The sequence below is a fragment of the Caballeronia sp. NCF2 genome (assembly GCF_023631205.1).
GTDB classification, from domain to species: domain Bacteria; phylum Pseudomonadota; class Gammaproteobacteria; order Burkholderiales; family Burkholderiaceae; genus Caballeronia; species Caballeronia zhejiangensis.
Window position 1 is genome coordinate 84268 of record NZ_JALQDN010000062.1, and the last position, 24534, is coordinate 108801.

The window sequence follows — 24534 nt, forward strand, 5'->3', positions numbered from 1 at the left end:
GGCGCTCATAGAACGGCCTTCGATTCGGCGGCCGGCCATCCCTGCATCATCGTGCCGATTTCCTCGTCGAGCCATTGGCGAAACTGAATGTATTCCGGGCGTGCTTTCGCGTTGCGATGCGTGATGATGTAGTGATGACGATCGTGGAACACCAGCGCATCGTCGACGGGACGCACCAGCTTTTTCTGCTCCACCTGACGATGCACGAGGTGATGCCAGCCGAGCAAGGTGCCCTCGCCCGCTTCGGCCTGAGCCACAAGCAGGCGATAGTCGTTGCTTTCGAAATCGTCGTGCTGATCGAGCCGCTCGGAACCGTCGCCTTGCTGATACCAGTTTTTCCACACGCGCCAGTCGACGTGCTCGCACACCTGCGCGCGCCCGAGCAGCGACAGGCTCAGCGTCGGATGCGCGAGCAGATCGAGCGGCTTTAACGCACGGCCATGAAAATAGCGCTCGAAAAACGGAACGCTACATACCGGATAAACGATGTCGTGAAAAAGCGGCTCGACTTCGTACTCCGCTTCGCGCGGCGGATTCTTCGTGATGATGACATCCGGCTCCATCAGATCGTCGAGCTCCATGAAGTGCTCGGTCACCATCACATGCAGGCGGATGTTCGGAAAACGCTGGCGAAACGCGGGTAATCGGAACGAGAGCCAGAGCGCCGAAAACGTATGAGAGATGCAGAGCGTGAGCGCATGCCGGTCGACGCGCCGCACCGCCTGCGCCGCCTCCGCGATGTTCATGATCGACAGATACGACGCGTTGTAGAGAATGCGGCCGGCGTCGGTCAGCGCGATGTGCCTGCCGGTGCGCTCGAAGAGCGCGACCTCCAGCGTGTCCTCCAGCTCCTTGATCTGCCGGCTGACGGCCGCCTGCGTGACGCACAGCACTTCGGCGGCTTGCGTGAAGCTCTCGTAACGCGCCGCGGTGACGAAGCACCGAAGCGCGCGCAGCGACGGCATCTGGGCGAGAAGCCTGTCCGCGAACTGCTGTTTCTTCTGCATGTGACTCACCTTCGAGGGCTCGCGATCAGCGCTTGTTCTTCGTGTTCACTCGCGCCCTTGCACGCGGCGCATGATCGCGTCGAGCGCCTTCGAGTAGTGCGCGTAGGTGCCCCGCTCCGACAGTTCGCGATTGAGCTGCTCGTTGAGGCCGCCTGGCGTGCTGACACGCCCGATCATCGACGAGAAGGGTTGCGTATCGAGCGTCGTTTCATGAGCGAGGCCCACATGATAGCCCGACAAAAACGAACGCGCGGACGCATACGGCACGCCTTGCCGCGCGAGCCACGACGCCTGCTCTTCGAGCAACGCGAAAAACGCCGCCATCGTCGCGGTGGCGGCCGATAACGCATTGAACTGGTGTTCGTCGTCCACTTCGACCGCTTCGCCGAGCGGCGCGAAGAGCGCGCGTGCGATCTCATCGCGCGGACAGAGCGCCGTGCTGCCCTTGCCCGACGCAACAGCGGGTAGCGGAATCGCGCGCACGACCTTGGCCGCGCGGCGCACGAGGGCGCGCATCTCATCGAGCGACTTGGCCGCGATGAAGCTGATGACGTGATGCCGCGCATCGAACGTGAGTTCGCCCAGCACGTCTGCCGCGATTTGCGGCAAGACCGCGAGACACACGACATCCGATGCATCGAGCACGCCCTGATTGCTGGCGCAAACCTCGATGCGCGCGTCGAGTTTCGCAAGACGCGCGGCGGTCTGCGCGTTGCGCGGAGACAGCGCGACCCGCTCGAAGGGAACATCGAAACGAATCATGCCGGTCACGACCGCCTCCGTGATCGTGCCCGTGCCGATAAAGCCAATACGCATGTTGCCTCGTCCGATAATCAGTCGAGCTTCAGCCAGGTCGTCTTCAGCTCGCAATATTGGTCGTGCGCGTAGACCGACTTGTCGCGTCCGCCGAAACCGGACTGCTTGAAGCCGCCGAACGGCGTCGACAGATCGCCCTCGCCGAAGCAGTTGACGGTCACGGTGCCCGCGCGGATGCGCGCCGCCACTTTGTGCGCCTGGTTCACGTTGTCGGTCCACAGCGAAGCCGCGAGTCCGTAGCACGTATCGTTTGCGATCCGCACGGCCTCGTCGACGTCAGCATATTCGATAAAGCACACGACCGGGCCGAAGACCTCGTCGCGCGCGATGCTCATGTCCGGCGTGACGTTATCGAAGATGGTCGGCTCGACGAACCAGCCGCCCGTTTCCGCGAGCGTCGCGTTGCCGCCGCAAGCGACGCGCGCGCCTTCTGCCTTCGCCTTCTCGATGTGGCCGAGCACCTTGCGGTAATGCGCTTCCTCGATGAGCGAGCCGAGCTTGACATCGGGATCGAGCGGATCGCCCGTCTTCCAGCCTTCGAGCACGGCCTGCATCTTTTGCAGCAGTTCGGCCTTGTGGCTCGAATGCACCAGAATGCGCGATCCCGCGCTGCAGTTCTCGCCCATGTTCCAGAACGCGGCGGCGACGGCCTGCTCCGCGACGGCATCGAGATTGGCGACATCGGGCAACACGACTTGCGGATTCTTGCCGCCGCATTCGAGCACGACGCGCTTCATGTTGGTTTCGGCGGAATAGCGCAGGAAGCGCTTGCCCGTTTCAGTGGAACCCGTGAACGCGATGAGATCGACATCGGCGTGCGTGCCGAGCGCCTGCCCTGCGCTTTCGCCGAAGCCCGTCACGACGCTGAACACGCCGGGCGGGACGCCGGCTTCGAGCGCGAGATCGGCAATACGCAGCGTCGATAGCGACGTCTGCTCCGCGGGCTTCACGATGACGCTATTGCCCACGGACAGCGCCGGCCCGATCTTCCACGCGAGCATCAGCGCGGGGAAATTCCACGGCAGCACCGCACCGACGACGCCAATCGGCTCGCGCGTGATCATGCTCACGACGCTCGACCCCGATGGCGACAGCGCGTCGTAACGCTTGTCCGTGACCTCGGCATGCCAGCGAATGCACGCCGCCGATTCCGGAATGTCGAGACCCATGCATTCGCTGATCGGCTTGCCTGCTTCGAGCGCTTCGAGCAGCGCGAGTTCTTCGGCGTTGTCGTCGATGAGTTGCGCGAGACGCTGCAAGACGGCCTTTCTCTGCGATGGCCCGGCCTTCGACCACACGCCCGATTCGAACGCCTCGCGCGCCGCGACGACCGCGCGATCGACGTCCTTCGCTTCGCACCTGGCGATCTGCGCGAGCACCTTGCCCGTCGACGGATTCAACGTATCGAACGTTTCATTCGATGCCGCGTTGCAGCGTGCGCCCGCGATGAACGCGCGGCCATCGAGCGACAGATGTTCGGCCTGACGTTTCCATTCCTGATGCGTCGTCATGTCATGTCCTCAAAGATTCAAAGCTCGGCGCCCGCCGAGAATTCCTTCATCCAGATTGCCGCCGATACCGCCACGTCCGCGATCGGCCGCATCGGCAGAGAACGCGGATGCGGTTGTTTCAGCAGTTGATCGATCAGCTCGTTCGAGCGCCCGAGCACATGTTCGGCGATGAGCTTGCCCGCCGCCGATCCGCGGCTCAAACCAAGTCCGTTGCAGCCGACTGCTTCGTACACGCCGTCGTCGCGCTGGCCGAAGAGCGCGCCATTGTTCGCCGAGAGGCACAACGCGCCGCCCCACGTGTATTGCAGCTCGACATCCTCGAGCATCGGAAAACGTCGATCGAACGAACGTCGATGCAGATGCTTCGCCTTCGTCAGATCATGTTCCGAGACCGACAGATTCGGCCGGAACGCGAAATGGTTGCGTACGCAAATACGGTTGGTCGCGAGACGTCGCACGGTCGTACCCATCGGGTCCGCGGGAATGAGCGCCCATGAATCCGTTCCGCCGAGCCGCGCGATTTCATCGTCGGTCATCACGCGCGACATCGACGCGAACGTGTAGACCGGCAGCAAGCCATTCGGATGGCCGCCGAACGTCGCCGCATACGCGTTGGTGCAGAGCACGACGCGCTTCGCTTCGATGCTGCCGTTCGCGAACGTCAGCAGCTTCGTCTGGCCGCGCGCTTCCATGTTCTTCACCGCGCTCAGTTCCAAGACCGTCACGTTCGACGGCTGCGTGGCCGCGAGACCGCGCATGAGTGCCGCCGGCTGAACCGTGCTGCATCCCGGCGTGAAGAGCGCGCTTTGATAGAAGCGCGTGCCCGTCACCTTCGCGATCGCGGCTTCGTCGAGCCATTCGCACGGCTCGTCGATACGCGCGAGTCCGTCCGCGAAATGCGTCAGCGCCGTGTGGCCTTTCTTGTTGACCGACGCGTGATACTTGCCGTCGTCGCGCCAGTCGCAATCGATGCCGTGCCGCTTCACCGTATCGCGCACATAGCCGATGCCGTGCCGTTGCAAGCGCACGTCCGCCTTGTCTGCCTCGACACTGCGCGAATAGCTTTCGCTGCTGATGTCGTGCGGCAGATCGACGAAGAAGCCGGAATTGCGGCCCGCCGTCGAGCGCCCGATGCGATCGGCCTCGACGAGCGCGATCGATGCATCCGGCGCAAGCTCGGCGAGCCGCCGCGCCGCGCACAAACCGGTGATGCCGCCGCCCACCACTACGTAGTCGAAGCGCAGCTCGCCCGTCACGCGGTTCGCGGGCGCGGCGGGCGGCAGGCTTTCCCACCATCCGTTGACGCCATCAGGTGCGGGAAGCCGCATGAAATCCAGTTTCGAGGCCATTCACGTATCGCGTTACTGAGCGTTGCGCAGCAAGGGTTGAACGAGCCTCGCGAAGGCGCTGCGTTCTTTGTCGTTCAACGTGCCGAGCGGCGCACGCGCGATGCCGACTTTCGTGCCCGCGAGCTCGCAGCCATAGCGCACGTACTGGATGAACTTGCCGCTGCGCTCCAGCAATTCGAGCACCGGAAGCAACTGCGTCATCAGCTTGCGGCCGGTGCTGAAATCCCCGCGTTTAACGCACGCTTCGAGCAAATCCGTATGCGCTTCCGGCAGAAAGTTCGACGCGCCCGCGACCCAGCTACGCGCGCCCCATGCGAAGAATTCGAGCGCCTGATCGTCCATGCCGCAACTGAGAACGAAGCGCTCCGGCAGTTGCGTGGCCAGATGATGCAGATGCGCGATGTCGCCCGTGCTCTCTTTCATCGCGGCGAAGTTCGGGCGTTGCAGCAGCTTGTCGAGCACTTCATCGCCAATGGCCGTGCCGGTGCGCGCCGGAAAGTTGTAGAGCATGATCGGCATGTCGAGCGCGTCGTCGACCTTCAGCAAGTGATCGAGCAGCTCGTCTTGCGTCGGCTGCACGTAGTAAGGCGCCGCGACCAGCAATGCGTCGTAGCCCGCGCGCTTCGCTTCGTTACCGAGACGCACGACTTCCTTCGTCGTCGTCGCGTTGATGCCAGCGGTGAGATAGGTCTTGCCGCCGACCGCCGACGCTACCGTCTCGAGCGTCTTCACACGCTCTTCGAAACTGAGCGCATAGTATTCGCCGGTCGTGCCGCCGACGCCCATGCCCGTAACGCGGCCAACGAGACTCTGAGCATGCTTGCCGAGCATGTCGTGATCGATTTCGCCGTCGGCCTTGAACGGGGTGACGAGCGGTGTATGTACGCCTTCGAAGCTCATGTTTGTCTCTCTGATGGATGGATCGTGCGAAGTCATGCGCGGCGCACGTCGAACGTGCGCTTTGCAAGCGTCCTGCAGTACGCCTTCACTGTGTCAGCCACGCCTTGACCTTGTCCGGATGCGCGTCGACGAATTTCTTCGCGGCCGTCGCGTAGTCGTTGGTCGAATTGCCTTCGAATTCGATCGATTCCACGTCCGCGAGCGTCAGCTTGAAATGCTTGAAGAACACGTCTGCGCGGGGGAACTTGCCCGCGAACTGCTTCGAGGCGAATGCATGGACCTGCTCTTCGCCGCCGAGCGTGCCCTTCGGGTCCTTCAGATAGCGCATCTGCCACTTCTGGAACAACCAGTGCGGGCTCCAAACGGTCGCGACGATCCATTGCTTCGATCCGTATGCGCGCTGGATTGCCGCGAGCATGCCGGCCTCGCTCGCCGATTGCAGCTTGTAGCCCGACAGGTCATACGCCTTGATGGTTTTCTCCGACGCCTGCATGAGACCGCCACCCGGCTCGATGCCCTGGATCACGCCGTTGAGCTGCTTCTGCACTTCAGGCTTCTTCAGATCCTCGATCGAAGAAACCTGCGACTCGGGCACATACGCGGGCACCGCCCAGCCGTTCTTGCCGCCCGTATAGATGATGCCGACGTCGTCGAGCGTGTCCTTGTAGCGCGCGACATACTGACCGTGCGTCACCGGCAGCCAGCCGCCGACCATGATGTCGAGATCGCCGCGCGATACGCCCTGATACTGGATGCCGATATCCGCCTGAACGAATTGCACCGGCTGCTGAAGCTTCGTCTCCAGCACGTACTTCGCGACATTGGCGACCGCGAGCACGTCGGCCCAGTTCGTGACCGCCACTTTGATCGGCTCGGCGGACATCGCCGGGCTCGCGCCGACCCCGAACGCCACAATGGCCGGCGTCACTATCTTGACGATCAAGGATTTGATCAGGTTGTTTTTCATTACGGACTCCGTATCTTTCATAGCATTGTGGTTGAGTAATCGATGCTCGTATCGCTCAGGTCTGCGCGTTCGCTTGCGCCGCGGCGGGCTTTGCCGGCGTGGAGATGACCTTCTTCTTTTTCTTCGCTTTCACGCCGAAGCTTTCCGTCAGGCGATCGAGAATGATCGCAAGCAGCACCACGCCGAGACCGCCCTCGAAACCGATGCCGATATCGAGCCGCTGAATGCCGCTCAGCACGTACTCGCCAAGGCCGCCCGCGCCGATCATCGAAGCGACCACCACCATCGACAGCGCCATCATGATGGTCTGGTTCACGCCCGCCATGATCGAAGGCAGCGCGTTGGGCAACTGAATTTTCCAGAGCAGTTGCGCATCGGTGCTGCCGAACGAGCGGCCGGCTTCGAGCAATTCCTCGCGCACCTGGCGGATGCCGAGCGTCGTCAATCGAACGACGGGCGGCATCGCGAACACGATCGTGGCGATCACCGCGGGCACGCGGCCGAGGCCGAAGAGAATGACCGCGGGAATGAGATACACGAACGCGGGCATCGTCTGCATGAAGTCCAGCAGCGAACGCAGCACGACTTCGACACGCCTGTTGCGCGCGCCCCAGATGCCGAGCGGCACGCCGATCACGAGACTGAAGAACGTCGCCGCGACAACGAGCGCGAGCGTCGATACCGTCTGCGCCCACAGGCCCATGTAGTTGATGACATAGAGCGCCGCGCCGACGAACACCGCGAACACGACGCCCTTTCTCCACAGCGCGAGCGCCATGAGGATCACGAGCATCGCGATGAACGGCACCGCGCCGAGACCGTCTTCGAGGAGCTTGATGACCGCGCCAAGAGCAGCCGAGAAGGCATCGAAGCCGCCGCGAAAGTGCGAGAAAAGGAAGTTGACCGCGTCTTCGGCGAATCGTCCAAAAATCGAGGAATTCATGCTGCTCTCCGCTCCATGACCTGCTTGAGAATCGTGCGGCAGGACACCACGCCCGCGAGCCTGCCTTGTTCATCCGTGACCGGCACGTCGTGCTCCTGCCGCAGTGCAATGGATGCGAGCTGATGCAGATCGGCTGTCAGCGGAACCGCCGCGACATCGCGAAGCAATGCATCGCTGATCGGCCGCTTGCCGCTCTTGTGCAGCGATGCAGGCGTCACGCAACCCTGATAGCGCCCTGCTTCATCGCAGACGTATCCGCACTCCGCGCCGCTGTCGATGAGGCTGTTCAGATAGCGCTCGGAAGGCGCGCTGGTATTGCACGCGATGAGACCGCGCTCGACCTTCGTCATCAGGCTCGATGCTTCGAGGAAGCGCGACACGTCGACGTTGCGGAAGAAATCGCGCACGTAGGCGTCGGCGGGTGACTGGATGAGTTCTGCCGGCGTGCCCACCTGAATCAGACGGCCGTCCTTCATGATGCCGATGCGCCCGCCGATCTTCACCGCTTCCTCGATGTCGTGCGAAATGAAGACGATCGTGCGCCGCTCTTCCTTCTGCAAACGCAACAACTCGTTCTGCATTTCGAAGCGGATGAGCGGATCGAGCGCGGAAAACGCTTCGTCCATCAAGAGCACCGAGGGATTCACCGCCAGCGCGCGCGCGAGACCCACGCGCTGCTGCATGCCGCCCGACAACTCGCTCGGCAGCAGCTTCTCGTAAGAAGCGAGGCCGACGCGCGTCAATGCGGCGCGTGCGATGTCATAACGTTCCGATTTTTTCTTGCCCGCGACTTCGAGCCCGTAAGCAATGTTGTCGATGACCGAGCGGTTCGGCAGCAGCGCGAAAGACTGGAACACCATCGCCATTTTTTCGCGGCGCACGGCGCGCAGTTCGGGCGTGCTCATCGGCGCGATGTCGCGGCCTTCGAGAATCACTTGCCCCGAAGTCGGCTCGATCAGGCGATTGAGCAGACGCACGAGCGTCGATTTTCCGGAACCGGAGAGGCCCATGATGACGAAGATCTCGCCCGCGTTGACGGCAAGGCTGACATCGTCGACGGCGACCATATTGCCTGTCTGCGCGAAGATTTCGTTTCGGCCGAGGCCTTGTTTCAAGAGCTCCTGGGCGCGCTCGGGCTTCGCGCCGAAAATCTTCGAAAGGTTCTTGACCGTGAGAATCTCGGTCGTGGATGCCGCGACAGGACGCGCCGGCGATACGGTGCCGGACTGCGCGGAAGCCGTGCTCGTGACTTCGTTCGGTGCGAGCGTCAGGTTGGGAATCATCGGGTCATTCCACCTAGCAGGTTCAAAAAGGAGTTTGTCGCTGCCGGAAACAACCCGGCGTTCTTTGCGTTGAATGAAGCGTACATGGCCAATTTCGATCATCCACCGACATTTTCTGAGCCCTTTTCGATACTTCTGGTAATGCATGTGCCCGTCGCATTCGATGCCTGAAAAAAACGGAACGCAGCGTGAATGCCGTAGAGCCAGCACGGGCGCGGCTTTGCAGGCGACGGGCGCGCGCGTGGCCGCCGTTTGCCGCGAGACCGCTCGAAAGCGACGCTAGGGAATGCCCCTAAGCGACGCCCTTCGCATGACTTTTTCGGATGGTAGGGGCGGAGATTTACGCGAATGCCGTCACTGCACTTCGAGTATGAAGTGGGCGATCACCGCCGCCGCGGTCGCTATCGTGGCGAGCCAACTCAGCGCGCGAAGCGCCCAATGCGCGGCGAGGTCGCCCACGGCTTCGCGCTTCGAACTGAGCAGCACGAGCAGCACGAGGACCGGCGTCACGGTCATGCCGTTGACCACCGCGCTCCAGTAGAGCGCGCGCACCGGGTCGACGTGATAGTGCGTGAGGACCACTGCTGCGATCGTGCCGAGCGCGATCGTGGCGACGAGCACATACGCGATCCGCCGGTCTCGCCGTTCGCCGCGTTTCCAGCGGAACGAACTGGCTACGGCCTGAGCCGCCGAGCCCGCGAGCGGCGGCAGCGCCAGCAAGGCCGATCCGAGAAGCGCAAGTGCGAGAACCTGCCGCGCGTAACCGTGCGCGAGCGGCTCGAGTACACGCGACATCGAGACCGTATCGCCGACGGATGCATGGTCGAGCAGATGGAGCGTCGCGGCCGCGGCGATCATCACGCAGATCGCAACCGCGTTCGAGCACGCCGTTCGCCAGAGCGTGTCGCGACGCACGCCGCGCATAGTCCGCTCCAACGCTTCTCCACGATCGCCGCGCTCTCGTGCGTCGCGGACCTCCTGCTCCGCTTGCGCAAACATCAAGTAAGGGCTGACGGTCGTGCCGAGCACCGCGATCAGCATCGACATGTAGCCCTCCGTCCACTCGACGCGTGGAATCACCGAGCGGATGGCAACCAGTCGCCACGGCACGTCGACGAGCAGGATCACGCCGACGTACGCGAACATCGCGAGCGTCAGCCACTTGAGGACGCGCGCGTATCGCGCATAAGCGACGCTCCATTGCAACACGAGCGAAGCGCATCCCGAAGCAAGCGTGAGCCACAGGAGCGAACCGCCGACGAGCGAACTGAGCGCGATGCCCATGGCGAGAACATCGACCGCGATATTGAACGTGTTGGCGATCACGAAACGCGCGACCGCAAAGTAGAAGAACAGCCGCGAATAGTGTTCGCGCATGTTCGTCGTCAGGCCTCGTCGCGTGATGGCGGCGACGCGAGCGGCGATCGATTGAAGCGCGACGGTCGACGGGTACGAGAGCACGCACACCCACAATAGGTCGAATCCGTACCACGCGCCGGCGAGCGTATAGGTGGCGAGGCCGCTCGGATCGTTATCCGATGCAATCGTGACGAGGCCCGGTCCGACGTCCGCCGCCCATGAATGCGCGGGCCGCGCGGCGCCGGACATGCGGACGTCGAGCGCTGTCTTCTTCTGACGAAAACGCATGTGCCAACTCGATGACGAGATGCACACGCGATGCACGAATCGTTCCGCTCGCCTTCGCTTCTGAACGAATAGTTGACCATTTCTCTTGGAATTGGCATAATGGTCGTTGAAGTACAAGAAGTCGATTGCTGCTCATCAATAGTCCGATTTTCCCCGGTATTCGTTGTCCATTCCCCTCCTTGCCGCTTCATCCCGCTCGATCGAGCAACTTATCTATTCATTTCAGGATTTTTATGGACACCGGTACGGTTAAATGGTTTAACGACACCAAGGGTTTTGGCTTCATCAGCCCGGATAATGGCGGCGACGATCTTTTCGCGCACTTCTCGGAAATTCGTTCGGACGGTTTCAAGACGCTGGCCGAAGGTCAGAAGGTCAGCTTCGAAACGAAGCGCGGCCCGAAGGGCATGCAGGCTTCGAACATCAAGCCGCTGTAAATCTGCCGCTGTAGCGCTGTAGATCCGCATCACGCCGGGAACCGCAACGCCGGTTTCCGCGCTCTTGTTGTCCGCCTCCGTTTCCCGCCTTTTCTCTCCCAGGCTCTGACAGCCTTTCGACGATCGCGTTATCAGCGCGCATCGCTCCTGCGCTTTCGGCATCTGGCCGCAAAGCATTTACATCTAAAACTAAAATGACATCACTCAATCACTACCGTGGTTATACGGTGCACGCGTCCGCGCATCGGCTCCGCGACAAGACGTTTTCAGCCAATCTGATGCTCGAGCGTTCGAGCGAACATCCGACGGATGCGCAGTATCGCTTCTACTCGCTCGACTATTTCGCGAAGGAAAGCGAGGCGGTCGAATTCTCGCGCCGATGGGCGCGCGAATGGATCGACACGCGAGGCTGACAGCCGCAACGATTCGGCCCGTGTCGGCCCAGTGCTTTCGATTGATCGATCAAGCACCGGTCGACCGGACCGCATCGCGTGGATGAACGCGTCAGACCACCGTGATCGTCACATCGATATTGCTCTTCAGCGCCTTCGAGTACGGACACGTTTGATGCGCCATCTGCGCGATCTCTTGCGCCACCGCGCGCTCGATTCCCGGCAGGCTCACGTTCAGGCGCGCACGCAGCAGATACGCATCGCCGTTCATGCCGAGGTCCACTTCCGCATCGACGGCGGTGTCGGCCGGCAGGCGCGTCTTCAGCTTCGCCGCGGCCTTGCCCATCGCGCCGATGAAACACGCCGACCAGCCCGCCGCGAGCATCTGCTCGGGATTGGTGCCCGCGCCGGCCGATCCGGGCGGCGAGAGTTTGACGTCGAGACGGCCGTCGGTGCTCTTCGCATGGCCTTCGCGGCCTCCGACGACGCGCGTTTTGCCCGTGTACAGGACGGTGTCGATCTGGGTCATGATGCGTTCCTCTTTGGATTCGAAAAGTTGACTGGCTTAGTGATGCGCGAAGAGCCGGGCGACGTCGTTCGTGGCCACGCCGCGCGCGCCCGATTGCGAAACCGTGTCGCTCATGCCGCCGTATGCCTGCATCGGCGCGGCGGCGCTTTCGCTGGCGATGGTCTGCGCGCTCACGCCGCGCTGCGACGAAGGCGCGCCGGCAAGCGGATCGTAGTGCGGCGCGGGGCCGTAGCCGCTGCTGGCGAAGGCGGAACCGGCGGCGACGGCGCTGACGGCGAAGACTGCGGCGGTGACGAATTGCCTGATCATGATTCGAACCTCGTTTGCGTGATTCAGGAAATGGATTAGCTACCTTGATAGAGACTGCGCAACGCCGCGATCTCGCCATCGCGTTGTGCCTGTGCCAGCTCGGCCTTCACTTCGGCGCGCGTCTTGCCGGCATACGCGTGGTTCGCGACGGCCTGTTGGGACTGCACGTTCAGCGGCACGTTCTTCACGGCGGCGTGAGCAACACCGGTCATGGCGCCGGCGACGAGAGCGAAAGCAACGATCGTGGATTTCATGGTGTTTCTCCTTGAATGCTGATGATTCGGTCGGTTGAGTGAGTTACGGCGATCGGGCATCGCGGGTGTCGGTCTTGCGTGTCACTCGTGAGCCGTCGTTGTGTGTATTTGAAGGCCCGCACGTATCTGGCTTGTGTCGGCGATGCGGGTCTTGTGCAATGTTTTGTATCGCGCACGTTGCAGATACATTGCGATACAGAACCCCGCCTAGCGCTCGGCCAGCAGCTTGCCGATCGCGGCTTCGGTCTGCGCGTAATCGCCTTCGCCGAAATGCGTGTAGGCCACGCGCCCGTGCTTGTCGATCAGATAGAACGCCGGCCAGTACTGATTGCCGTACGCGGCCCACGTCGCGTAGCGGTTATCCAGCGCGACGGGATACGTGATCCCGTTGCGTTCGATCGCGCGCTTGACGTTGTTCGTATCGCGCTCGAACGGAAACTCGGGCGTATGCACGCCGACGACCACGAGCCCTTTGTCCTTGTACTTCTGATTCCACGATTTCACGGCCGGCAGCGTGTTGAGGCAATTGCCGCACGCGAAGGTCCAGAAATCGACGAGCACGACCTTGCCGCGCAATTGCGCGAGCGAGAGCGGCTCGCTGTTGATCCACTTGTCGATGCCGGCGAATTCCGGCGCGACGTTGTCGCTCGTGTGAGCGCTTGCGGGTGCGGCGGCCTGCGCGGGCGCGATGGCCGCACACGCGGCGATTCCGGCGCACACGGCGGCGTTTCTGATGGCGTCGAGCATGACGAAGTCCTCTTGAATGCGGTGAATATCGGAGCGGCGTGAGATGGCTGGTGAGATCGCCACATCGCTCCGGCAGGCCGACGTTCGCATCGGCATGACCGCATTGGACTGCGCGCGCGTATCCCGCTTGTGTCGGATAAAGGCGCGCTGCGCAATGTTATGTATCGCGCGACATGCGGGGTACACTGCGATACAAAACGTCCGCCGAAGCGCGCTATAACGCAGTCATCGCAATCGGCGGGAGCTTCGAATGAAACGCATGCTGGCGGTCTTCGCCTTTCTCATCGGCGGGATCGCGACGGAAATGGCCCATCCGGTTCAGTGTCTGCTGGTCAGCCCGAGCCGGATGCAACTCAAGCGTCAACGACAACGATCCATCGATGGAAACCACTGATCACGTTTTGATCGTCGACGACGATCGCGGCATCCGCGAACTGCTCGCCGAATACCTCGAAAAAAACGGAATGCGTGTATCGCTCGCCGCGAACGGCCGGCAGATGCGCGCCGTGCTGGAGCAGCAAGGCGCGCCGGATCTGATCGTGCTCGATCTGATGCTGCCCGGCGAGGATGGCCTCGTGCTGTGCCGCGAGCTGCGCGCGGGCAAGTTCCGCCATGTGCCGGTGCTGATGCTCACCGCGCGCAACGAGGAAGCCGACCGCATTCTCGGCCTCGAAATGGGCGCCGACGATTACCTTCCCAAGCCCTTCGCCGTGCGCGAATTGCTCGCGCGCATCAAATCCGTATTGCGCCGCACGCGCATGCTGCCGCCGGGCATGGAAGTCACCGAAACCTCGCAGATGCTGGGATTCGGCGACTGGCGTCTCGACACGACCGCGCGCCATCTCCTCGACGCGGAAGGCACGATGGTCGCGCTCTCGGGCGCGGAATACCGCCTGCTGCGCGTGTTTCTCGACAACGCCCAGCGCGTGCTCACGCGCGATCAGTTGCTGAACCTGACGCAAGGCCGCCAGGCCGATGCATTCGATCGCTCCATCGATCTGCTCGTGTCGCGCTTGCGTCAACGGCTGCGCGACACCGCGCGCGAGCCGCGTTACATCAAGACCTTGCGCAGCGAAGGCTACGTCTTCTCCGCCGAAGTCAAACCGGTCGAGTCTTCTCAATGAGCACCGTTTCCTCCAGTTCACCGCTGCACTGGCCGCGCACGCTGTTCGCGCGCCTCGCGCTGATACTCGTCGTCGGGCTCGCGCTCGCCCAGACATTCTCGTTTCTTCTGACCATGCGCGAGCGCGACGAATCGATGACCAACATGATGGTCGGTTACGTCGAGCGCGAGGTCGCGAGCTCGGTCGCGCTGCTCGATCATCTGCCGCCGGAGGAGCGTGCGCAGTGGCTGCCGCGTCTCGCGCGTCGCAGCTACGAGTTCATCCTCGGACCGGGCGATCAGACCGGCGCGAAGCCGGATGCAGAGTTGTCGGAACGCTTCGCGAACTCGATCGGCGCGGGCATCGCCAATCGTTATCCGATGACGGTCAATGCCGTTCCCGGTCCCAGGGAGCGTTTTCAGGTGCATCTGAAGCTGTCGGATGGCTCGCCGCTCACCATCGACATGCGTCCGGTCGCCGGCATGCCGATGTCCGGCTGGCTCCCGCTCGTGCTGACGTTGCAGTTGATCGTGCTCGGCGCGTGCTGCTGGCTCGCGGTGCGCCTCGCAACCGGCCCGCTCAAGCGCCTCGCCAAAGCCGCCGATACGCTCGGCCCGGATCTCAAGGCCGAGCGTCTGCCGGAATCGGGACCGGAGGAAGTCGCGCGCGCCGCCAAAGCGTTCAACGCGATGCAGGACCGCGTTTCGATGTACATGGCCCAACGCATGCAGATCCTCGCGGCGATCACGCACGATTTGCAGACGCCGATCACGCGTATGCGGCTGCGCGTCGACGTGATGGACGACGAATCGACCGGCGCGAAGCTGCAGCAGGATCTGAAGGAGATGGAATCGCTCGTGAAGGAAGGCGTGACCTACGCGCGCACGCTGCACGGCACGAACGAAGCGCCGCGCCGCATCGATGCCGACGCGCTCATCGAAACCATGGTCGACGATTATCTCGATGCAGGACAATCGGTGAGGTTGTCGGGCAACATCGGCGGTGCACTGATGGCGCCGCCGCAGGCCTTGAAGCGCGTTATCGGCAATCTCGTCGATAACGCGATCAAGTATGCCGGCGAGGCGGAAATCGAAGTCTCGACGCGCGACGACGGACGCGCCGTCATCTCCGTGCTCGATCGCGGGCCGGGCATTCCGGAAGAATCGCTGGACGCGGTGTTCGAGCCCTTCGTGCGGCTCGAAGATTCGCGCAACCGGCAAACGGGCGGCACCGGACTGGGGCTCGCGATCGCGCGCCAGCTCACGCTCGCGATGGATGCGTCGCTCACGCTGCATCATCGGGAAGGCGGCGGGCTCGAAGCGCGGCTCGCGCTCAAGAAGACCGCTTGAGACATTTTTTCCGATCCATCACATACGACGTCTTATATTTCCTTACGCGTTTGCACCGAGTTGACGCGTCTCCTGCGTGTTGGATAACGTTTGCCTTGTACGCAAACTGATACGACATCCGATAAATAAACGATCAGGAGACGATCGATGAAGCACCCACAAAACCGCGCGCGCCGCGCGTTCGTGAAGTTCGCGGGGCTGTCGGCGGGCGCCCCGCTGCTCGGCGCGATGAGCACACTCGGCGCGCTCGCCGGTTGCGGCGGCCACGACGACTCCGATTCCGCCTCCGGCTCGCCGACGCCGCCCGCCGCGCAAGACCCGATCTGGGGCCCGTCCGGCTCCGCGACGCAGATCGTCAACGCGCTGCAGAGCGTCTCGACGTCGATGTTTCCGAGCCGCCAGTTCCTCGTCACCGATTACGGCGCGAAAACGTGCGCGGTCGTCGCGGCGGCGAATCCATACACCGATCCGGCGAAGTCGCCATTGAGCACCGGCGCGGACCAGACCCACGCGCCCGGCTCCTTCGATTCGCGCCCCGCGTTTCTCGCGGCCATCGCGGCCTGCAACGCGGCGGGCGGCGGACACGTCGTCGTGCCGTCGGGAACGTGGTATTGCGCGGGACCGATCGTGCTGCTGTCGAACGTCGACTTTCATCTGTCCGCGAACTGCACGATCTACTTCAGCCCGAATCCCGCCGACTACGCGAAGGATGGCCCGGAAGATTGCGGCGCGAACGGCAAGCTCTACTACAGCCGCTGGCAGGCGAACGACTGCCTCAACTACGGCCCGCCGGTCTACGCGCGCAATCAGACGAACATCGCGGTGACGGGCGAAGGCGACAGCTCCGTGCTCAACGGCCAGGCGATGACGCCATTCGCCGGCAGCGGCAACACCGCGACGTGCTGGTGGACGTGGAAGGGCAATAGCGGCGTCTACGGCTGCGTGAATTCGTCGACGCCATCGCAGGCATCGGTCAATGCGAACAACGTCGACCTGAAGACCGCCGTGCCCGGCATCGCCGATGCGCTCTACACCAAGCTCACCGATCCGGCCACGCCGTGGCAGCAGGACCAGAACTATCTGCCGGCGCTATCGGAAGCGGGCGTCGCCATCGAAAAGCGCATCTTCGGCATCGGCCATTATCTGCGGCCGTGCATGGTGGAATTCATCGGCTGCACGAACGTGCTGATGGAAAGCTATCGCACGAACAACACGCCGTTCTGGCAGCATCATCCGACCGATTGCCGCAACGTCGTGATGCGCAGCGTGACGGTGGACAGCATCGGCCCGAACAATGACGGCTTCGATCCCGACGCCTGCGACACGGTCCTCTGCGAGAACGTGACGTTCAACACCGGCGACGACTGCATCGCGATCAAGTCGGGCAAGGATCTCGACACGCAGTACGGCCCGGCGCAGAACCACGTCATCCAGAACTGCACGATGAACAGCGGCCACGGCGGCATCACGCTCGGCAGCGAAATGGGCGGCGGCGTGCAGAAAATCTACGCGCGCAACCTGCAGATGCTCAACAAGTTCTGGGCGACGAATTCGCTGAACATCGCGATCCGCATCAAGACGAACATGAATCGCGGCGGCTTCGTGAAGGACTTTTACGTCGACAACGTGACGCTGCCCAACGGCGTGAGCCTCACGCCTTCCGGTTACGGCAGCAGTCTGCTCGCGGGCAGCCCGATCAACGCGACGGTGCCGCTCGGCGTGGCGACGGCGACGGCGGCGAATCCATCGGCGGCGCAGGGCGGCATCATCACGTTCGATTGCGACTATCAGCCGTCGAAAGACGCGATCCGCACGCGGCCCGCGCTCGTGCAGAACGTGAACATCTCGAACCTGAAGGCGAGCAACGTGTCGCTGAACGGCGCGAGCGGATCGTGTTTTCAGGCAATCGTCGCGCAAGGCCCGGTCGCGTTCGATTACAACGGCCCCGCGCCGACGCCCGCGATTCCGGCGATCACCGGCGTCACGATCACGGATTGCGATTTCGGCACACCGGTCGCGGCCGGACCCGCAACGGCGACGACGCCCGGCCCGATCTACGCGTACAACGTTCACGACATCGTGCTTGCGAACACGCTGATCGCGGGCGTCGCGATGAACTCGACAGTCAGCGACGCGCGCTGAAACGACGCCACGCAAGCCAGGGCAGGCGCGCGAGGAAGCCGAGGAAAAGCCGCATGTGCATCCATGTCAGCAGCGCGTTGTCGCGGCCGTAGTGGAAGTGCGAGACGCCGCCTTCCTCGGCCGTGAAGTAGCGCACGGGCGCGTCGACGTTGATCGGGCGCACGCCGCGCCAGCACAGGCGCACGACCGCTTCCGGATCGAAGTCGAAGCGGCGCATGAAAGTCTGCGCATGCATCAGCGCGGCGAGCGGCGCGATCGGATAGACGCGAAAGCCGTAGAGCGAATCGCCGATGCCCATCCACAGCGTTTCGAGATTCGCCCAGCCGTTCGAGATGCGCCGTCCCTGCACGCGCAGTTGCGGCGCGCTCGCATCGAATTTCGGGCGGCCGAGGATCATCGCATCGGGCGCCTTCATCGACGTTTCCATGAACGTGCGGATCAGCGCGGCGGGATGTTGTCCGTCCGAGTCCATCGTGAGGACGTGCGTGAAGCCGAGCTTCGCCGCTTCGTCGATGCCCGCGAGAATTGCCGCGCCCTTGCCGCGATTTTCTGGCAGCACGATCACGCGCAGCCCGTCGTCGGCTTCGGCCATTTTGACGAGGCGTTCGGCGCTGCCGTCGGTACTGCCGTCGACGACCACCCACACCGGATTCCACTGCTCGCGCGCCCCGCGCACGGTTTCATCGACTTTCTCGCCGGGGTTGTAGCTCGGAATGAGGACGAAGTGCGTGGACGATGCGCGTGTGGAAGGCATTGCAAAAAAAAGCGGAATGAGTTGCGACGAATTTTAAAGTCTGCCGATGCCGATGCTTTCAGTCGCGGATGCGATGCGCATCGAGTTCGCCCGCATAAAAGCGCTGCAATTCGGCGATGAACGCCTGCAGCGCAGCGTGATCGCGTCCCGGCGGCGCGAAGCGGCGGCCGAGCGTCACGCGATAGGTGATCGGCAGCGCGGGCTTCCTGAAGATCTGCCAGCCCTTGCCGAGAAAACCGGAATCCGTTTCGATAACCAACGTCTGGACCGGCGCCTGCGCGCGCGCCGCGATCAGTGCGATGCCGCCCTTCAGCGGATTCACCGCCGCGCTTTCGGTGCGCGTGCCTTCGGGAAAAAGCAACAGCGGACTGCCACGCTGCAGTTCGGCGACGGCGGCGCGAATCAGCCCGACGGACGTATCGTTGACGATATAACCCGCGAGCAGCGCGCCCGGCCCGAGAAACACGTTGCCGGCGACATCGCCCTTCATGACGCAGCAGGTGTCGGGCACGCGCGACGCGATCAGCAGCGCATCGAGCAGGCACGGATGATTCGGCGCGAGGATCATCGCGGGCTGGCCCGCGAGCGCATCGAGTCCGGAGAGATCGAAGCGGCATACGCCGAGCGTGCGCAGCAGCACGAAATAGCCGTGCCACACGCGCTGCACGACGGCTCGTCCGACGCGCCGGCCCGCATCGACGCTCAATACGCGGCGCAGAATCCACGCGAACGGAAACCACGCGAGACAGACGAGCGCGAGCACGACGAGCGCGAAATAGAACGCCACGCATTGCCATGCGGATTCGAGCGCGCCGGCAAGCGAACCCTTGCCGTCCGCCGCGCCGAATTTCCGATGAGCGTCACTCATCGCGCCACCCGATCGAGCATCATCAATTGGCCGATAGCTCCGCGCGTTGCGCATCGCGCAGATTGCGGCGGCGCTGACGATACGCGCGCAGCGAATTGCGCCAGTCGAGCGCGGCCGAGATGTAATAGATGCCCTTGAATGCACGCAGCGAATGCCAGATCGGCGTCGAGCCGAAGATATCGCCCGCGAGCAGCGACAGCAGCGCTTCCTTCATGCGCAGCGGATTTCTCGGGCCCATGAAGAGATTGCGCATCGTCGGCGAGGTCATGCGATAGATGAACCACGAGAACTCGCGCGGACCGTGACGCACGTCGCGGTCGAACTTCGCGAGCGCGGCTTGCGCGTTCGCGGGATTCGTCAGCGCGGCGTCGATCGCATCCGCGCCCGCGAACGCGCTCTGCATCGCAAGCATCACGCCGGACGAGAACACCGGATCGATGAACGCGAACGCATCGCCGAGCAAGAGGAAGTTGCGTCCGTGCGTCATGTCGCCGGTGTACGAGTAGTTGCCGGTCGCGTGGACTTCGCTGATCAGTTCGGCATCCTTCAGGCGCGCGGCGAGCGGCGGGCACATCGCGATGGTCTCGCGAAAGAACGTCTCGACCGACGTGCCCTTCGGACGCTGCTTCAGATACGCAGGCCACACGACCGCGCCGACGCTCGTCGCGCCGTCCGCGAGCGGAATGAACCAGAACCAGCCGTGCTCGAACCAGAACACGGTGATGTTGCCTTCGTTTTCGCCTTCGTTGCGGCGCGCGTTGCGGAAATGGCCGTACAGCGCCGACGAGTTGTGCCGTTCGTTGCGGCGCTTCGTCTTGAAGTGATTCGCGAGCAGCGTGTCGCGCCCCGAAGCATCGACGACGAAACGCGCCCGCACGTGCTCGATGCGGCCATCGTCGTGTTCGGCGTCGATCGTCGCGCTCGAACCATCCGGCGCGAACGCGACATCGCGCGCGCGGCAGCCTTCGCTCACCTGCGCGCCGTGCTTCGCGGCGTTGCGCAAGAGGATGTCGTCGAGCTCGGAGCGGCGCACCTGATACGCGCTCGGCATCGACTTGTCCCACGCATCGGCGAAAAGGAAACGCTGCATGCGATTGTCGTGCTGCGGCGATACGAACTCGGCCGCGAGCTTGACCATGCCGATGGCGCGCACTTCATCCGCGATGCCGAGCTTTTCGAACAGCCGCAAGTTCGCCGGCAACAGCGATTCGCCGATATGAAAACGCGGATGCCGCGCCTTCTCCAGCACGCGCACGCGATAGCCGCGGTCCGCGAGCAGGGTCGCGGCGGTCGATCCGGCCGGTCCGCCGCCGATCACGACGACATCCCAGGTTTGCGTCGTTTCACTCATCTGCGTCCCTCGGTGTGCTGGTCAGGCGATCCCGCCGTTGATCGACAGGACCTGCCCGGTGACATAAGCCGCCGCATCCGACACCAGATACGCGACCATGCCCGCGATTTCTTCCGCCGTGCCCGCGCGCTGCGCCGGCACCAGTTGCTTGATGCGCTCGGGCGGAAAGGCGCTGCCGAGCATCGGCGAATCGATGACGCCGGGCGCCACCGCGTTCACGGTGATGCCGCGCGACGCGAGTTCCTGCGCCAGCGCACGCGTCGCGCCGATCAGCCCGGCCTTCGCGGCGGCATAGTTCACCTGCCCGCGATTGCCCATTAAACCCGACAGCGACGACATGTTGACGATGCGTCCCCAGCGCGTGCGGATCATCGGCATCAGAAGCGGCTGCGTGACGTTGAAAAAACCGTCGAGCGTAACGTCGAGCACGCGTTTCCATTGCTCACGCGTCATGCCGGCCATCGGCGCGTCGTCGTGGATGCCCGCGTTGTTCACGAGAATCTGCACCGGGCCGTCCGCGAGGATGCGCGCGAGCGCGGCGTCGGTGGCGTCGGGATCGGTCACGTCGAAACCGATGGCATGCGCCGTGCCGCCCGCCGCGCGAATGGCTTGCACGCAGCTTTCAGCACGCTCGATGCCGCCGTTCGCGTGAATCCAGACTTCGTGTCCGGCCGCGCCGAGCGACCGGCCGACGGCTTGTCCGATCGCGCCGCTGCCGCCTGTCACGAGCGCGCGCATGGCCTTATCGCGTGCGATGCGCGGCGACGTGCGCCGCGAGCGCGCCGAGGCTCGCGAAAATCTTCTGATTGTCCGGATTGTCCGAGCGGAGTTCGAAGCCGTACTTCTTCGAGATCAGGAGCGCGATCTCCAGAATATCGATGGAATCGAGCCCGAAACCTTCTTCATACAACCGCGTATCGGCCGAGACGGCCTTGGGATCGACGTCCTCGAGATTCAGTTCGGCGACGATCAGCTCGGCGAGCTCTCTTTCCAGTTCATTCATCGTGTGTACAGGCCAGCGCAGGGAGGCGCCAAGGGCGGCTCGGAAAACGTGCGCCCCGCTTATCCGCACGTCGTCGGCTGCCTGTTATCGAGATAATTGCAGTGGCGAAATTCTAGACGATGCCCCTTGGGACGCCTAGTAGGAAAGGTAACTGGCCGCATGGCATCCTGCACCGGTGTAATTTTGAGAAAAATCAGGGAGTTCGCCGCGTGACGGGACCCCTGCGTCGGTAGGGTAAAATTCGCGCGTCTGACGAATGTAAGATCATCGAACAATCGGTTACAGACCGCCCGCGCACCGGCGCGGGAGAATGATCGTCAGGCGGGCGACTGCCGAGTTTTCTTCAACAACCGAGCGTTCACTAAAGAGCGCCGCAGCCGCATCCCATGTTGCGTACCTTTTTTCATCGACCAGCGGTTTTCGAGCGCCCGTCGCCTCCCGCGGGAGCGCGCCGATGAACGCCACCCGCTTTCTGCGCGCGGCGGGCGTCGTTGCCGCGATCGTCGCGTATCAGCTTGGCGCGCACCATGCCGCGTCCACGCCCGGCGCGCACGGACTCGGCCTCGCGCTCGTGCTCGCACCCCTTTTGTTGATCGCGCTGAACGCCGCCGTGCGCTCGAACGCGCGCGCGTGGCTCTTGCCGCTCTGGGCGCTCGGCTGCATGGCGCTTTGGCTCGCGCGTGCGCCGCTCACCGCGCATTTCGGCTGGGGGCTGTGGATCGAACACACGAGCTTCAATCTCGCGCTCGCGTGGATGTTCGGCCGCACGCTCGGACCGGGCCGCGAGCCGCTCTGCACGCAGTTCGCGACGATGGTCCACGGCAAGCTGGAGTCGCGCGTCGCGCGCTACACGCGGCGTGTCACCTTGGCATGGACGCTCTTCTTCGTCGCGACCGCGTTCGTATCGACGATGCTGTTCGCGTTCGCATCGATCGTCACGTGGTCCACGTTCGCCAACTATCTCGCGCTGCCGCTCGTCGGGCTCATGTTCGTCGCCGAATACGCGTGCCGGCGCATCGCGCTGCCGGACATGGAGCCGTCGAGCATCATGGACGCCGTTCGCGCCTACGCGCATTCGATGCAGATGCGTCGCAGCGGAGCGCAGTGATGCCGTCGAATTCATCGCACATGCAGACTTTTCCGCTGGTTTTCCACACATCGCCGGATCAGACCATCGCCTGGCGCGACGGCGCGAGCGTCTCCGTGCGCGACTTTCTCGCCGATGTCCGCGCGCTCGCCGATGCGCTTCCCGAAGGCGGGCATGTGTTCAACGTGTGTACGGACCGGTATCGCTTCACGGTGAGCCTGTGCGCGACGCTCGTCGCGGGCAAGACGAGCCTGCTGCCTTCGACACACACGCCGGAAATGGTGCGCGCCCTCGCCTCGTTCGCGCCCGACGCGTTTTGCCTGCACGACAGCGACGATTGCGCGATCGATCTGCCGCGCTTTCGCTATCCGGAGGTTGCGCACGTGGACGTTTCCGGCGAAGCGCAGGTTCCGCATATCGACGGGGCGCGCGTCGTCGCGTACGTGTTCACGTCCGGCTCGACCGGTGTGCCGGTGCCGCATCGCAAGACGTGGGGCTTTCTCGTGAAGAACGTGCGCGCCGCCGCCGACCGGCTCGGCCTGCTCGGGCAAGCCCGCGCGACGCTCATCGGCACGGTGCCGCCGCAGCACATGTACGGCTTCGAATCGACGGTGCTGCTCGCGCTCATCGGCGGCCTCGCGTTCAGCAACCGTCAGCCGTTCTATCCCGTCGATATCCGCGCGGAACTCGACGCCGTGCCGGAACCGCGCGTGCTCGTCAGCTCGCCGATCCATCTGCGCGCGCTCTTTGCCAACGACGAAGCGTTGCCGCGCGCATCGCTCGTGCTGTCGGCGACCGCGCCGCTTTCGGAAAAACTCGCGCTCGACGCCGAAGCGCGCCTCGACGCGCCGCTGATGGAAATCTACGGCAGCACCGAAACGGGCCAGATCGCGACGCGCCGCACTGCGCGCACCGCCGCGTGGGAGTTGTTTCCCGACATCGCGCTGACGCCACGCGCCGACGATGCCGACGATCCCGGCGAACCGACGATGTGGGCGTCGGGCGGACACGTCGAAACGCCGGTGCCGATGGGCGACGCGCTCGAACTCATCGACGAGACGCATTTTCTGCTGCACGGGCGCAAGGCGGATCTCATCAACATCGCGGGCAAGCGCACGTCGCTCGCGTATTTGAATCATCAGCTGAACGCGGTGCCGGGCGTGGTCGACGGCGTGTTCTACATGCCTGACGAAACGGAAGCCGACAGCGAACCCGTGCGCCGTCTGATGGCGCTCGTCGTCGCGCCGAGGCTCGCCGTGGCGGACTTGCAGCGCGCGTTGCGCGAGCGCATCGACGCCGCGTTCATGCCGCGTCCGCTGCTGTTCGTCGAAACGCTGCCGCGCAACGCGACCGGCAAGCTGCCGCGCGACGTGCTCACGCAACTGATCGAGCAGGAACGCAAGCGGCGCGCGGCGTTGAGCTTCACCGTGCCGCCGGATCATCCCGCGCTCGCCGGACATTTCCCCGGCCATCCGATCGTGCCGGGCGTCGTCCTGCTCGATCACGCGCTCGACGCGATCGGCGCCGCGCTCGGCACGAGCGCTGACGCGTGCAGGATCGAATCGGCGAAATTCCTGAGTCCGGCGAAACCGGGCGAGGCGCTCGATATCGCCTACGAAACGGCGGCGAGCGGCGCGATCCGCTTCACGATTCGCGCGGGCGCACGCGCGGTGGCGAGCGGCGCGCTCGCGGCGCCGTCCGCCGGGGACGCCCGAGCATCGTGAACAAGCCGCGCAACCGCGACGACTGGGCCGACCGCCAGGAACGCAGCAACCTCGCGTTGCTG

Annotated in this window: 26 protein-coding genes; 8 read left to right on the plus strand and 18 right to left on the minus strand. The window is 63.8% G+C overall.

Annotation, left to right across the window (positions count from 1 at the left end):
- Positions 1-5: 5 nt before the first annotated feature.
- From NCS02_RS21275 to NCS02_RS21315, 9 genes are all read right to left on the minus strand, one after another.
- Positions 6-1007 carry a LysR family transcriptional regulator gene (locus NCS02_RS21275; RefSeq protein WP_008348237.1) on the minus strand — a complete coding sequence of 334 codons (1002 nt, stop codon included), beginning with the start codon at positions 1005-1007 and terminating at the stop codon, positions 6-8.
- Between the two features lie 45 nt (positions 1008-1052).
- Complete coding sequence (locus NCS02_RS21280; RefSeq protein ID WP_250503269.1) at positions 1053-1823, minus strand: pyrroline-5-carboxylate reductase; 771 nt, start codon at positions 1821-1823, stop codon at positions 1053-1055.
- Positions 1824-1840: 17 nt separating this feature from the next.
- Positions 1841-3334, minus strand: a complete 1494-nt coding sequence (locus tag NCS02_RS21285; RefSeq protein WP_008348241.1) for an aldehyde dehydrogenase — start codon at positions 3332-3334, stop codon at positions 1841-1843.
- A gap of 17 nt (positions 3335-3351) precedes the next feature.
- The gene (locus NCS02_RS21290; protein WP_250503270.1) at positions 3352-4683 is read right to left on the minus strand and encodes an NAD(P)/FAD-dependent oxidoreductase; all 1332 of its coding nucleotides are present in this window, start codon (positions 4681-4683) and stop codon (positions 3352-3354) included.
- A 12-nt stretch (positions 4684-4695) separates the two neighbouring features.
- On the minus strand, positions 4696-5583 hold the full coding sequence (locus NCS02_RS21295; protein WP_008348245.1) for a dihydrodipicolinate synthase family protein: 888 nt from the start codon (positions 5581-5583) through the stop codon (positions 4696-4698).
- A gap of 85 nt (positions 5584-5668) precedes the next feature.
- Positions 5669-6550, minus strand: a complete 882-nt coding sequence (locus tag NCS02_RS21300; protein ID WP_008348248.1) for a glycine betaine ABC transporter substrate-binding protein — start codon at positions 6548-6550, stop codon at positions 5669-5671.
- Positions 6551-6605: 55 nt separating this feature from the next.
- A complete protein-coding gene (locus tag NCS02_RS21305) occupies positions 6606-7493 on the minus strand; it encodes an ABC transporter permease (RefSeq protein WP_250503273.1) in 888 nt (295 codons plus the stop codon).
- Positions 7490-8776: a quaternary amine ABC transporter ATP-binding protein gene (locus NCS02_RS21310; protein WP_250519966.1), complete on the minus strand. Its 1287-nt coding sequence runs from the start codon at positions 8774-8776 to the stop codon at positions 7490-7492. The genes NCS02_RS21305 and NCS02_RS21310 overlap by 4 nt, the downstream gene beginning before the upstream one ends.
- Positions 8777-9130: 354 nt before the next feature.
- The gene (locus tag NCS02_RS21315; protein ID WP_250503275.1) at positions 9131-10423 is read right to left on the minus strand and encodes an NRAMP family divalent metal transporter; all 1293 of its coding nucleotides are present in this window, start codon (positions 10421-10423) and stop codon (positions 9131-9133) included.
- A gap of 233 nt (positions 10424-10656) precedes the next feature.
- On the opposite strand from NCS02_RS21315, the gene NCS02_RS21320 reads away from it, so the two are divergent.
- Both NCS02_RS21320 and NCS02_RS21325 read left to right on the plus strand, forming a co-directional pair.
- On the plus strand, positions 10657-10860 hold the full coding sequence (locus NCS02_RS21320; RefSeq protein WP_008348254.1) for a cold-shock protein: 204 nt from the start codon (positions 10657-10659) through the stop codon (positions 10858-10860).
- A 194-nt stretch (positions 10861-11054) separates the two neighbouring features.
- On the plus strand, positions 11055-11273 hold the full coding sequence (locus tag NCS02_RS21325; RefSeq protein ID WP_008348256.1) for a hypothetical protein: 219 nt from the start codon (positions 11055-11057) through the stop codon (positions 11271-11273).
- 91 nt (positions 11274-11364) lie between these two features.
- Here NCS02_RS21325 and NCS02_RS21330 read toward each other — a convergent pair whose 3' ends face one another.
- The 4 genes from NCS02_RS21330 to NCS02_RS21345 all read right to left on the minus strand — a co-directional run bounded on the left by NCS02_RS21330 (position 11365) and on the right by NCS02_RS21345 (position 13091).
- The gene (locus NCS02_RS21330) at positions 11365-11781 is read right to left on the minus strand and encodes an organic hydroperoxide resistance protein (RefSeq protein WP_008348258.1); all 417 of its coding nucleotides are present in this window, start codon (positions 11779-11781) and stop codon (positions 11365-11367) included.
- Positions 11782-11817: 36 nt separating this feature from the next.
- Positions 11818-12090 (minus strand): hypothetical protein, encoded by a 273-nt coding sequence (locus NCS02_RS21335; RefSeq protein WP_250503276.1) that lies wholly within the window; start codon positions 12088-12090, stop codon positions 11818-11820.
- 35 nt (positions 12091-12125) lie between these two features.
- Positions 12126-12344 (minus strand): DUF4148 domain-containing protein, encoded by a 219-nt coding sequence (locus NCS02_RS21340; protein WP_008348262.1) that lies wholly within the window; start codon positions 12342-12344, stop codon positions 12126-12128.
- A 207-nt stretch (positions 12345-12551) separates the two neighbouring features.
- A complete protein-coding gene (locus tag NCS02_RS21345; protein ID WP_008348264.1) occupies positions 12552-13091 on the minus strand; it encodes a thioredoxin family protein in 540 nt (179 codons plus the stop codon).
- 250 nt (positions 13092-13341) lie between these two features.
- Here NCS02_RS21345 and NCS02_RS21350 point away from each other — a divergent pair, with 250 nt between their 5' ends.
- The 4 genes from NCS02_RS21350 (at position 13342) to NCS02_RS21365 (ending at position 17685) form a co-directional block, all read left to right on the plus strand.
- On the plus strand, positions 13342-13485 hold the full coding sequence (locus tag NCS02_RS21350) for a hypothetical protein (protein ID WP_167561844.1): 144 nt from the start codon (positions 13342-13344) through the stop codon (positions 13483-13485).
- A complete protein-coding gene (locus NCS02_RS21355) occupies positions 13472-14215 on the plus strand; it encodes a response regulator (protein ID WP_008348266.1) in 744 nt (247 codons plus the stop codon). Before NCS02_RS21350 ends, NCS02_RS21355 begins: the two co-directional genes overlap by 14 nt.
- Positions 14212-15543 carry an ATP-binding protein gene (locus NCS02_RS21360; RefSeq protein ID WP_175981026.1) on the plus strand — a complete coding sequence of 444 codons (1332 nt, stop codon included), beginning with the start codon at positions 14212-14214 and terminating at the stop codon, positions 15541-15543. The genes NCS02_RS21355 and NCS02_RS21360 overlap by 4 nt, the downstream gene beginning before the upstream one ends.
- Before the next feature lie 147 nt (positions 15544-15690).
- A complete protein-coding gene (locus tag NCS02_RS21365; RefSeq protein ID WP_250503277.1) occupies positions 15691-17685 on the plus strand; it encodes a glycoside hydrolase family 28 protein in 1995 nt (664 codons plus the stop codon).
- On the opposite strand, the gene NCS02_RS21370 is transcribed toward NCS02_RS21365, so the two are convergent.
- The 5 genes from NCS02_RS21370 to NCS02_RS21390 are packed head-to-tail and all read right to left on the minus strand — an operon-like array spanning position 17669 to position 21661.
- A complete protein-coding gene (locus NCS02_RS21370; protein ID WP_250457363.1) occupies positions 17669-18439 on the minus strand; it encodes a glycosyltransferase family 2 protein in 771 nt (256 codons plus the stop codon). The genes NCS02_RS21365 and NCS02_RS21370 overlap by 17 nt on opposite strands.
- Before the next feature lie 58 nt (positions 18440-18497).
- Entirely contained in the window at positions 18498-19307 is an 810-nt protein-coding gene (locus NCS02_RS21375; RefSeq protein ID WP_250503279.1) for a lysophospholipid acyltransferase family protein, read from the minus strand.
- A gap of 22 nt (positions 19308-19329) precedes the next feature.
- Complete coding sequence (locus tag NCS02_RS21380; protein ID WP_008348274.1) at positions 19330-20658, minus strand: NAD(P)/FAD-dependent oxidoreductase; 1329 nt, start codon at positions 20656-20658, stop codon at positions 19330-19332.
- Between the two features lie 21 nt (positions 20659-20679).
- Positions 20680-21396 carry a 3-oxoacyl-ACP reductase FabG gene (gene fabG, locus NCS02_RS21385; protein ID WP_250519970.1) on the minus strand — a complete coding sequence of 239 codons (717 nt, stop codon included), beginning with the start codon at positions 21394-21396 and terminating at the stop codon, positions 20680-20682.
- A gap of 4 nt (positions 21397-21400) precedes the next feature.
- Positions 21401-21661, minus strand: a complete 261-nt coding sequence (locus NCS02_RS21390; RefSeq protein ID WP_008348277.1) for a phosphopantetheine-binding protein — start codon at positions 21659-21661, stop codon at positions 21401-21403.
- Between the two features lie 454 nt (positions 21662-22115).
- Between NCS02_RS21390 and NCS02_RS21395 the strand changes: the two genes are divergently transcribed.
- A complete protein-coding gene (locus NCS02_RS21395) occupies positions 22116-22769 on the plus strand; it encodes a COG4648 family protein (protein ID WP_008348278.1) in 654 nt (217 codons plus the stop codon).
- Positions 22770-22789: 20 nt separating this feature from the next.
- Positions 22790-24472 carry an ApeI family dehydratase gene (locus NCS02_RS21400; protein ID WP_250457429.1) on the plus strand — a complete coding sequence of 561 codons (1683 nt, stop codon included), beginning with the start codon at positions 22790-22792 and terminating at the stop codon, positions 24470-24472.
- The last annotated feature ends 62 nt before the right edge of the window (positions 24473-24534 follow it).

Coding starts and splice junctions, on each gene's coding strand:
- NCS02_RS21275 (WP_008348237.1), bottom strand. CDS start 1,007: ATGCAGAAGAAACAGCAGTTCGCGGACAGGCTTCTCGCCCAGATGCCG.
- NCS02_RS21280 (WP_250503269.1), bottom strand. CDS start 1,823: ATGCGTATTGGCTTTATCGGCACGGGCACGATCACGGAGGCGGTCGTG.
- NCS02_RS21285 (WP_008348241.1), bottom strand. CDS start 3,334: ATGACGACGCATCAGGAATGGAAACGTCAGGCCGAACATCTGTCGCTC.
- NCS02_RS21290 (WP_250503270.1), bottom strand. CDS start 4,683: ATGGCCTCGAAACTGGATTTCATGCGGCTTCCCGCACCTGATGGCGTC.
- NCS02_RS21295 (WP_008348245.1), bottom strand. CDS start 5,583: ATGAGCTTCGAAGGCGTACATACACCGCTCGTCACCCCGTTCAAGGCC.
- NCS02_RS21300 (WP_008348248.1), bottom strand. CDS start 6,550: ATGAAAAACAACCTGATCAAATCCTTGATCGTCAAGATAGTGACGCCG.
- NCS02_RS21305 (WP_250503273.1), bottom strand. CDS start 7,493: ATGAATTCCTCGATTTTTGGACGATTCGCCGAAGACGCGGTCAACTTC.
- NCS02_RS21310 (WP_250519966.1), bottom strand. CDS start 8,776: ATGATTCCCAACCTGACGCTCGCACCGAACGAAGTCACGAGCACGGCT.
- NCS02_RS21315 (WP_250503275.1), bottom strand. CDS start 10,423: ATGCGTTTTCGTCAGAAGAAGACAGCGCTCGACGTCCGCATGTCCGGC.
- NCS02_RS21320 (WP_008348254.1), top strand. CDS start 10,657: ATGGACACCGGTACGGTTAAATGGTTTAACGACACCAAGGGTTTTGGC.
- NCS02_RS21325 (WP_008348256.1), top strand. CDS start 11,055: ATGACATCACTCAATCACTACCGTGGTTATACGGTGCACGCGTCCGCG.
- NCS02_RS21330 (WP_008348258.1), bottom strand. CDS start 11,781: ATGACCCAGATCGACACCGTCCTGTACACGGGCAAAACGCGCGTCGTC.
- NCS02_RS21335 (WP_250503276.1), bottom strand. CDS start 12,090: ATGATCAGGCAATTCGTCACCGCCGCAGTCTTCGCCGTCAGCGCCGTC.
- NCS02_RS21340 (WP_008348262.1), bottom strand. CDS start 12,344: ATGAAATCCACGATCGTTGCTTTCGCTCTCGTCGCCGGCGCCATGACC.
- NCS02_RS21345 (WP_008348264.1), bottom strand. CDS start 13,091: ATGCTCGACGCCATCAGAAACGCCGCCGTGTGCGCCGGAATCGCCGCG.
- NCS02_RS21350 (WP_167561844.1), top strand. CDS start 13,342: ATGAAACGCATGCTGGCGGTCTTCGCCTTTCTCATCGGCGGGATCGCG.
- NCS02_RS21355 (WP_008348266.1), top strand. CDS start 13,472: ATGGAAACCACTGATCACGTTTTGATCGTCGACGACGATCGCGGCATC.
- NCS02_RS21360 (WP_175981026.1), top strand. CDS start 14,212: ATGAGCACCGTTTCCTCCAGTTCACCGCTGCACTGGCCGCGCACGCTG.
- NCS02_RS21365 (WP_250503277.1), top strand. CDS start 15,691: ATGAAGCACCCACAAAACCGCGCGCGCCGCGCGTTCGTGAAGTTCGCG.
- NCS02_RS21370 (WP_250457363.1), bottom strand. CDS start 18,439: ATGCCTTCCACACGCGCATCGTCCACGCACTTCGTCCTCATTCCGAGC.
- NCS02_RS21375 (WP_250503279.1), bottom strand. CDS start 19,307: ATGAGTGACGCTCATCGGAAATTCGGCGCGGCGGACGGCAAGGGTTCG.
- NCS02_RS21380 (WP_008348274.1), bottom strand. CDS start 20,658: ATGAGTGAAACGACGCAAACCTGGGATGTCGTCGTGATCGGCGGCGGA.
- fabG (WP_250519970.1), bottom strand. CDS start 21,396: ATGCGCGCGCTCGTGACAGGCGGCAGCGGCGCGATCGGACAAGCCGTC.
- NCS02_RS21390 (WP_008348277.1), bottom strand. CDS start 21,661: ATGAATGAACTGGAAAGAGAGCTCGCCGAGCTGATCGTCGCCGAACTG.
- NCS02_RS21395 (WP_008348278.1), top strand. CDS start 22,116: ATGAACGCCACCCGCTTTCTGCGCGCGGCGGGCGTCGTTGCCGCGATC.
- NCS02_RS21400 (WP_250457429.1), top strand. CDS start 22,790: ATGCAGACTTTTCCGCTGGTTTTCCACACATCGCCGGATCAGACCATC.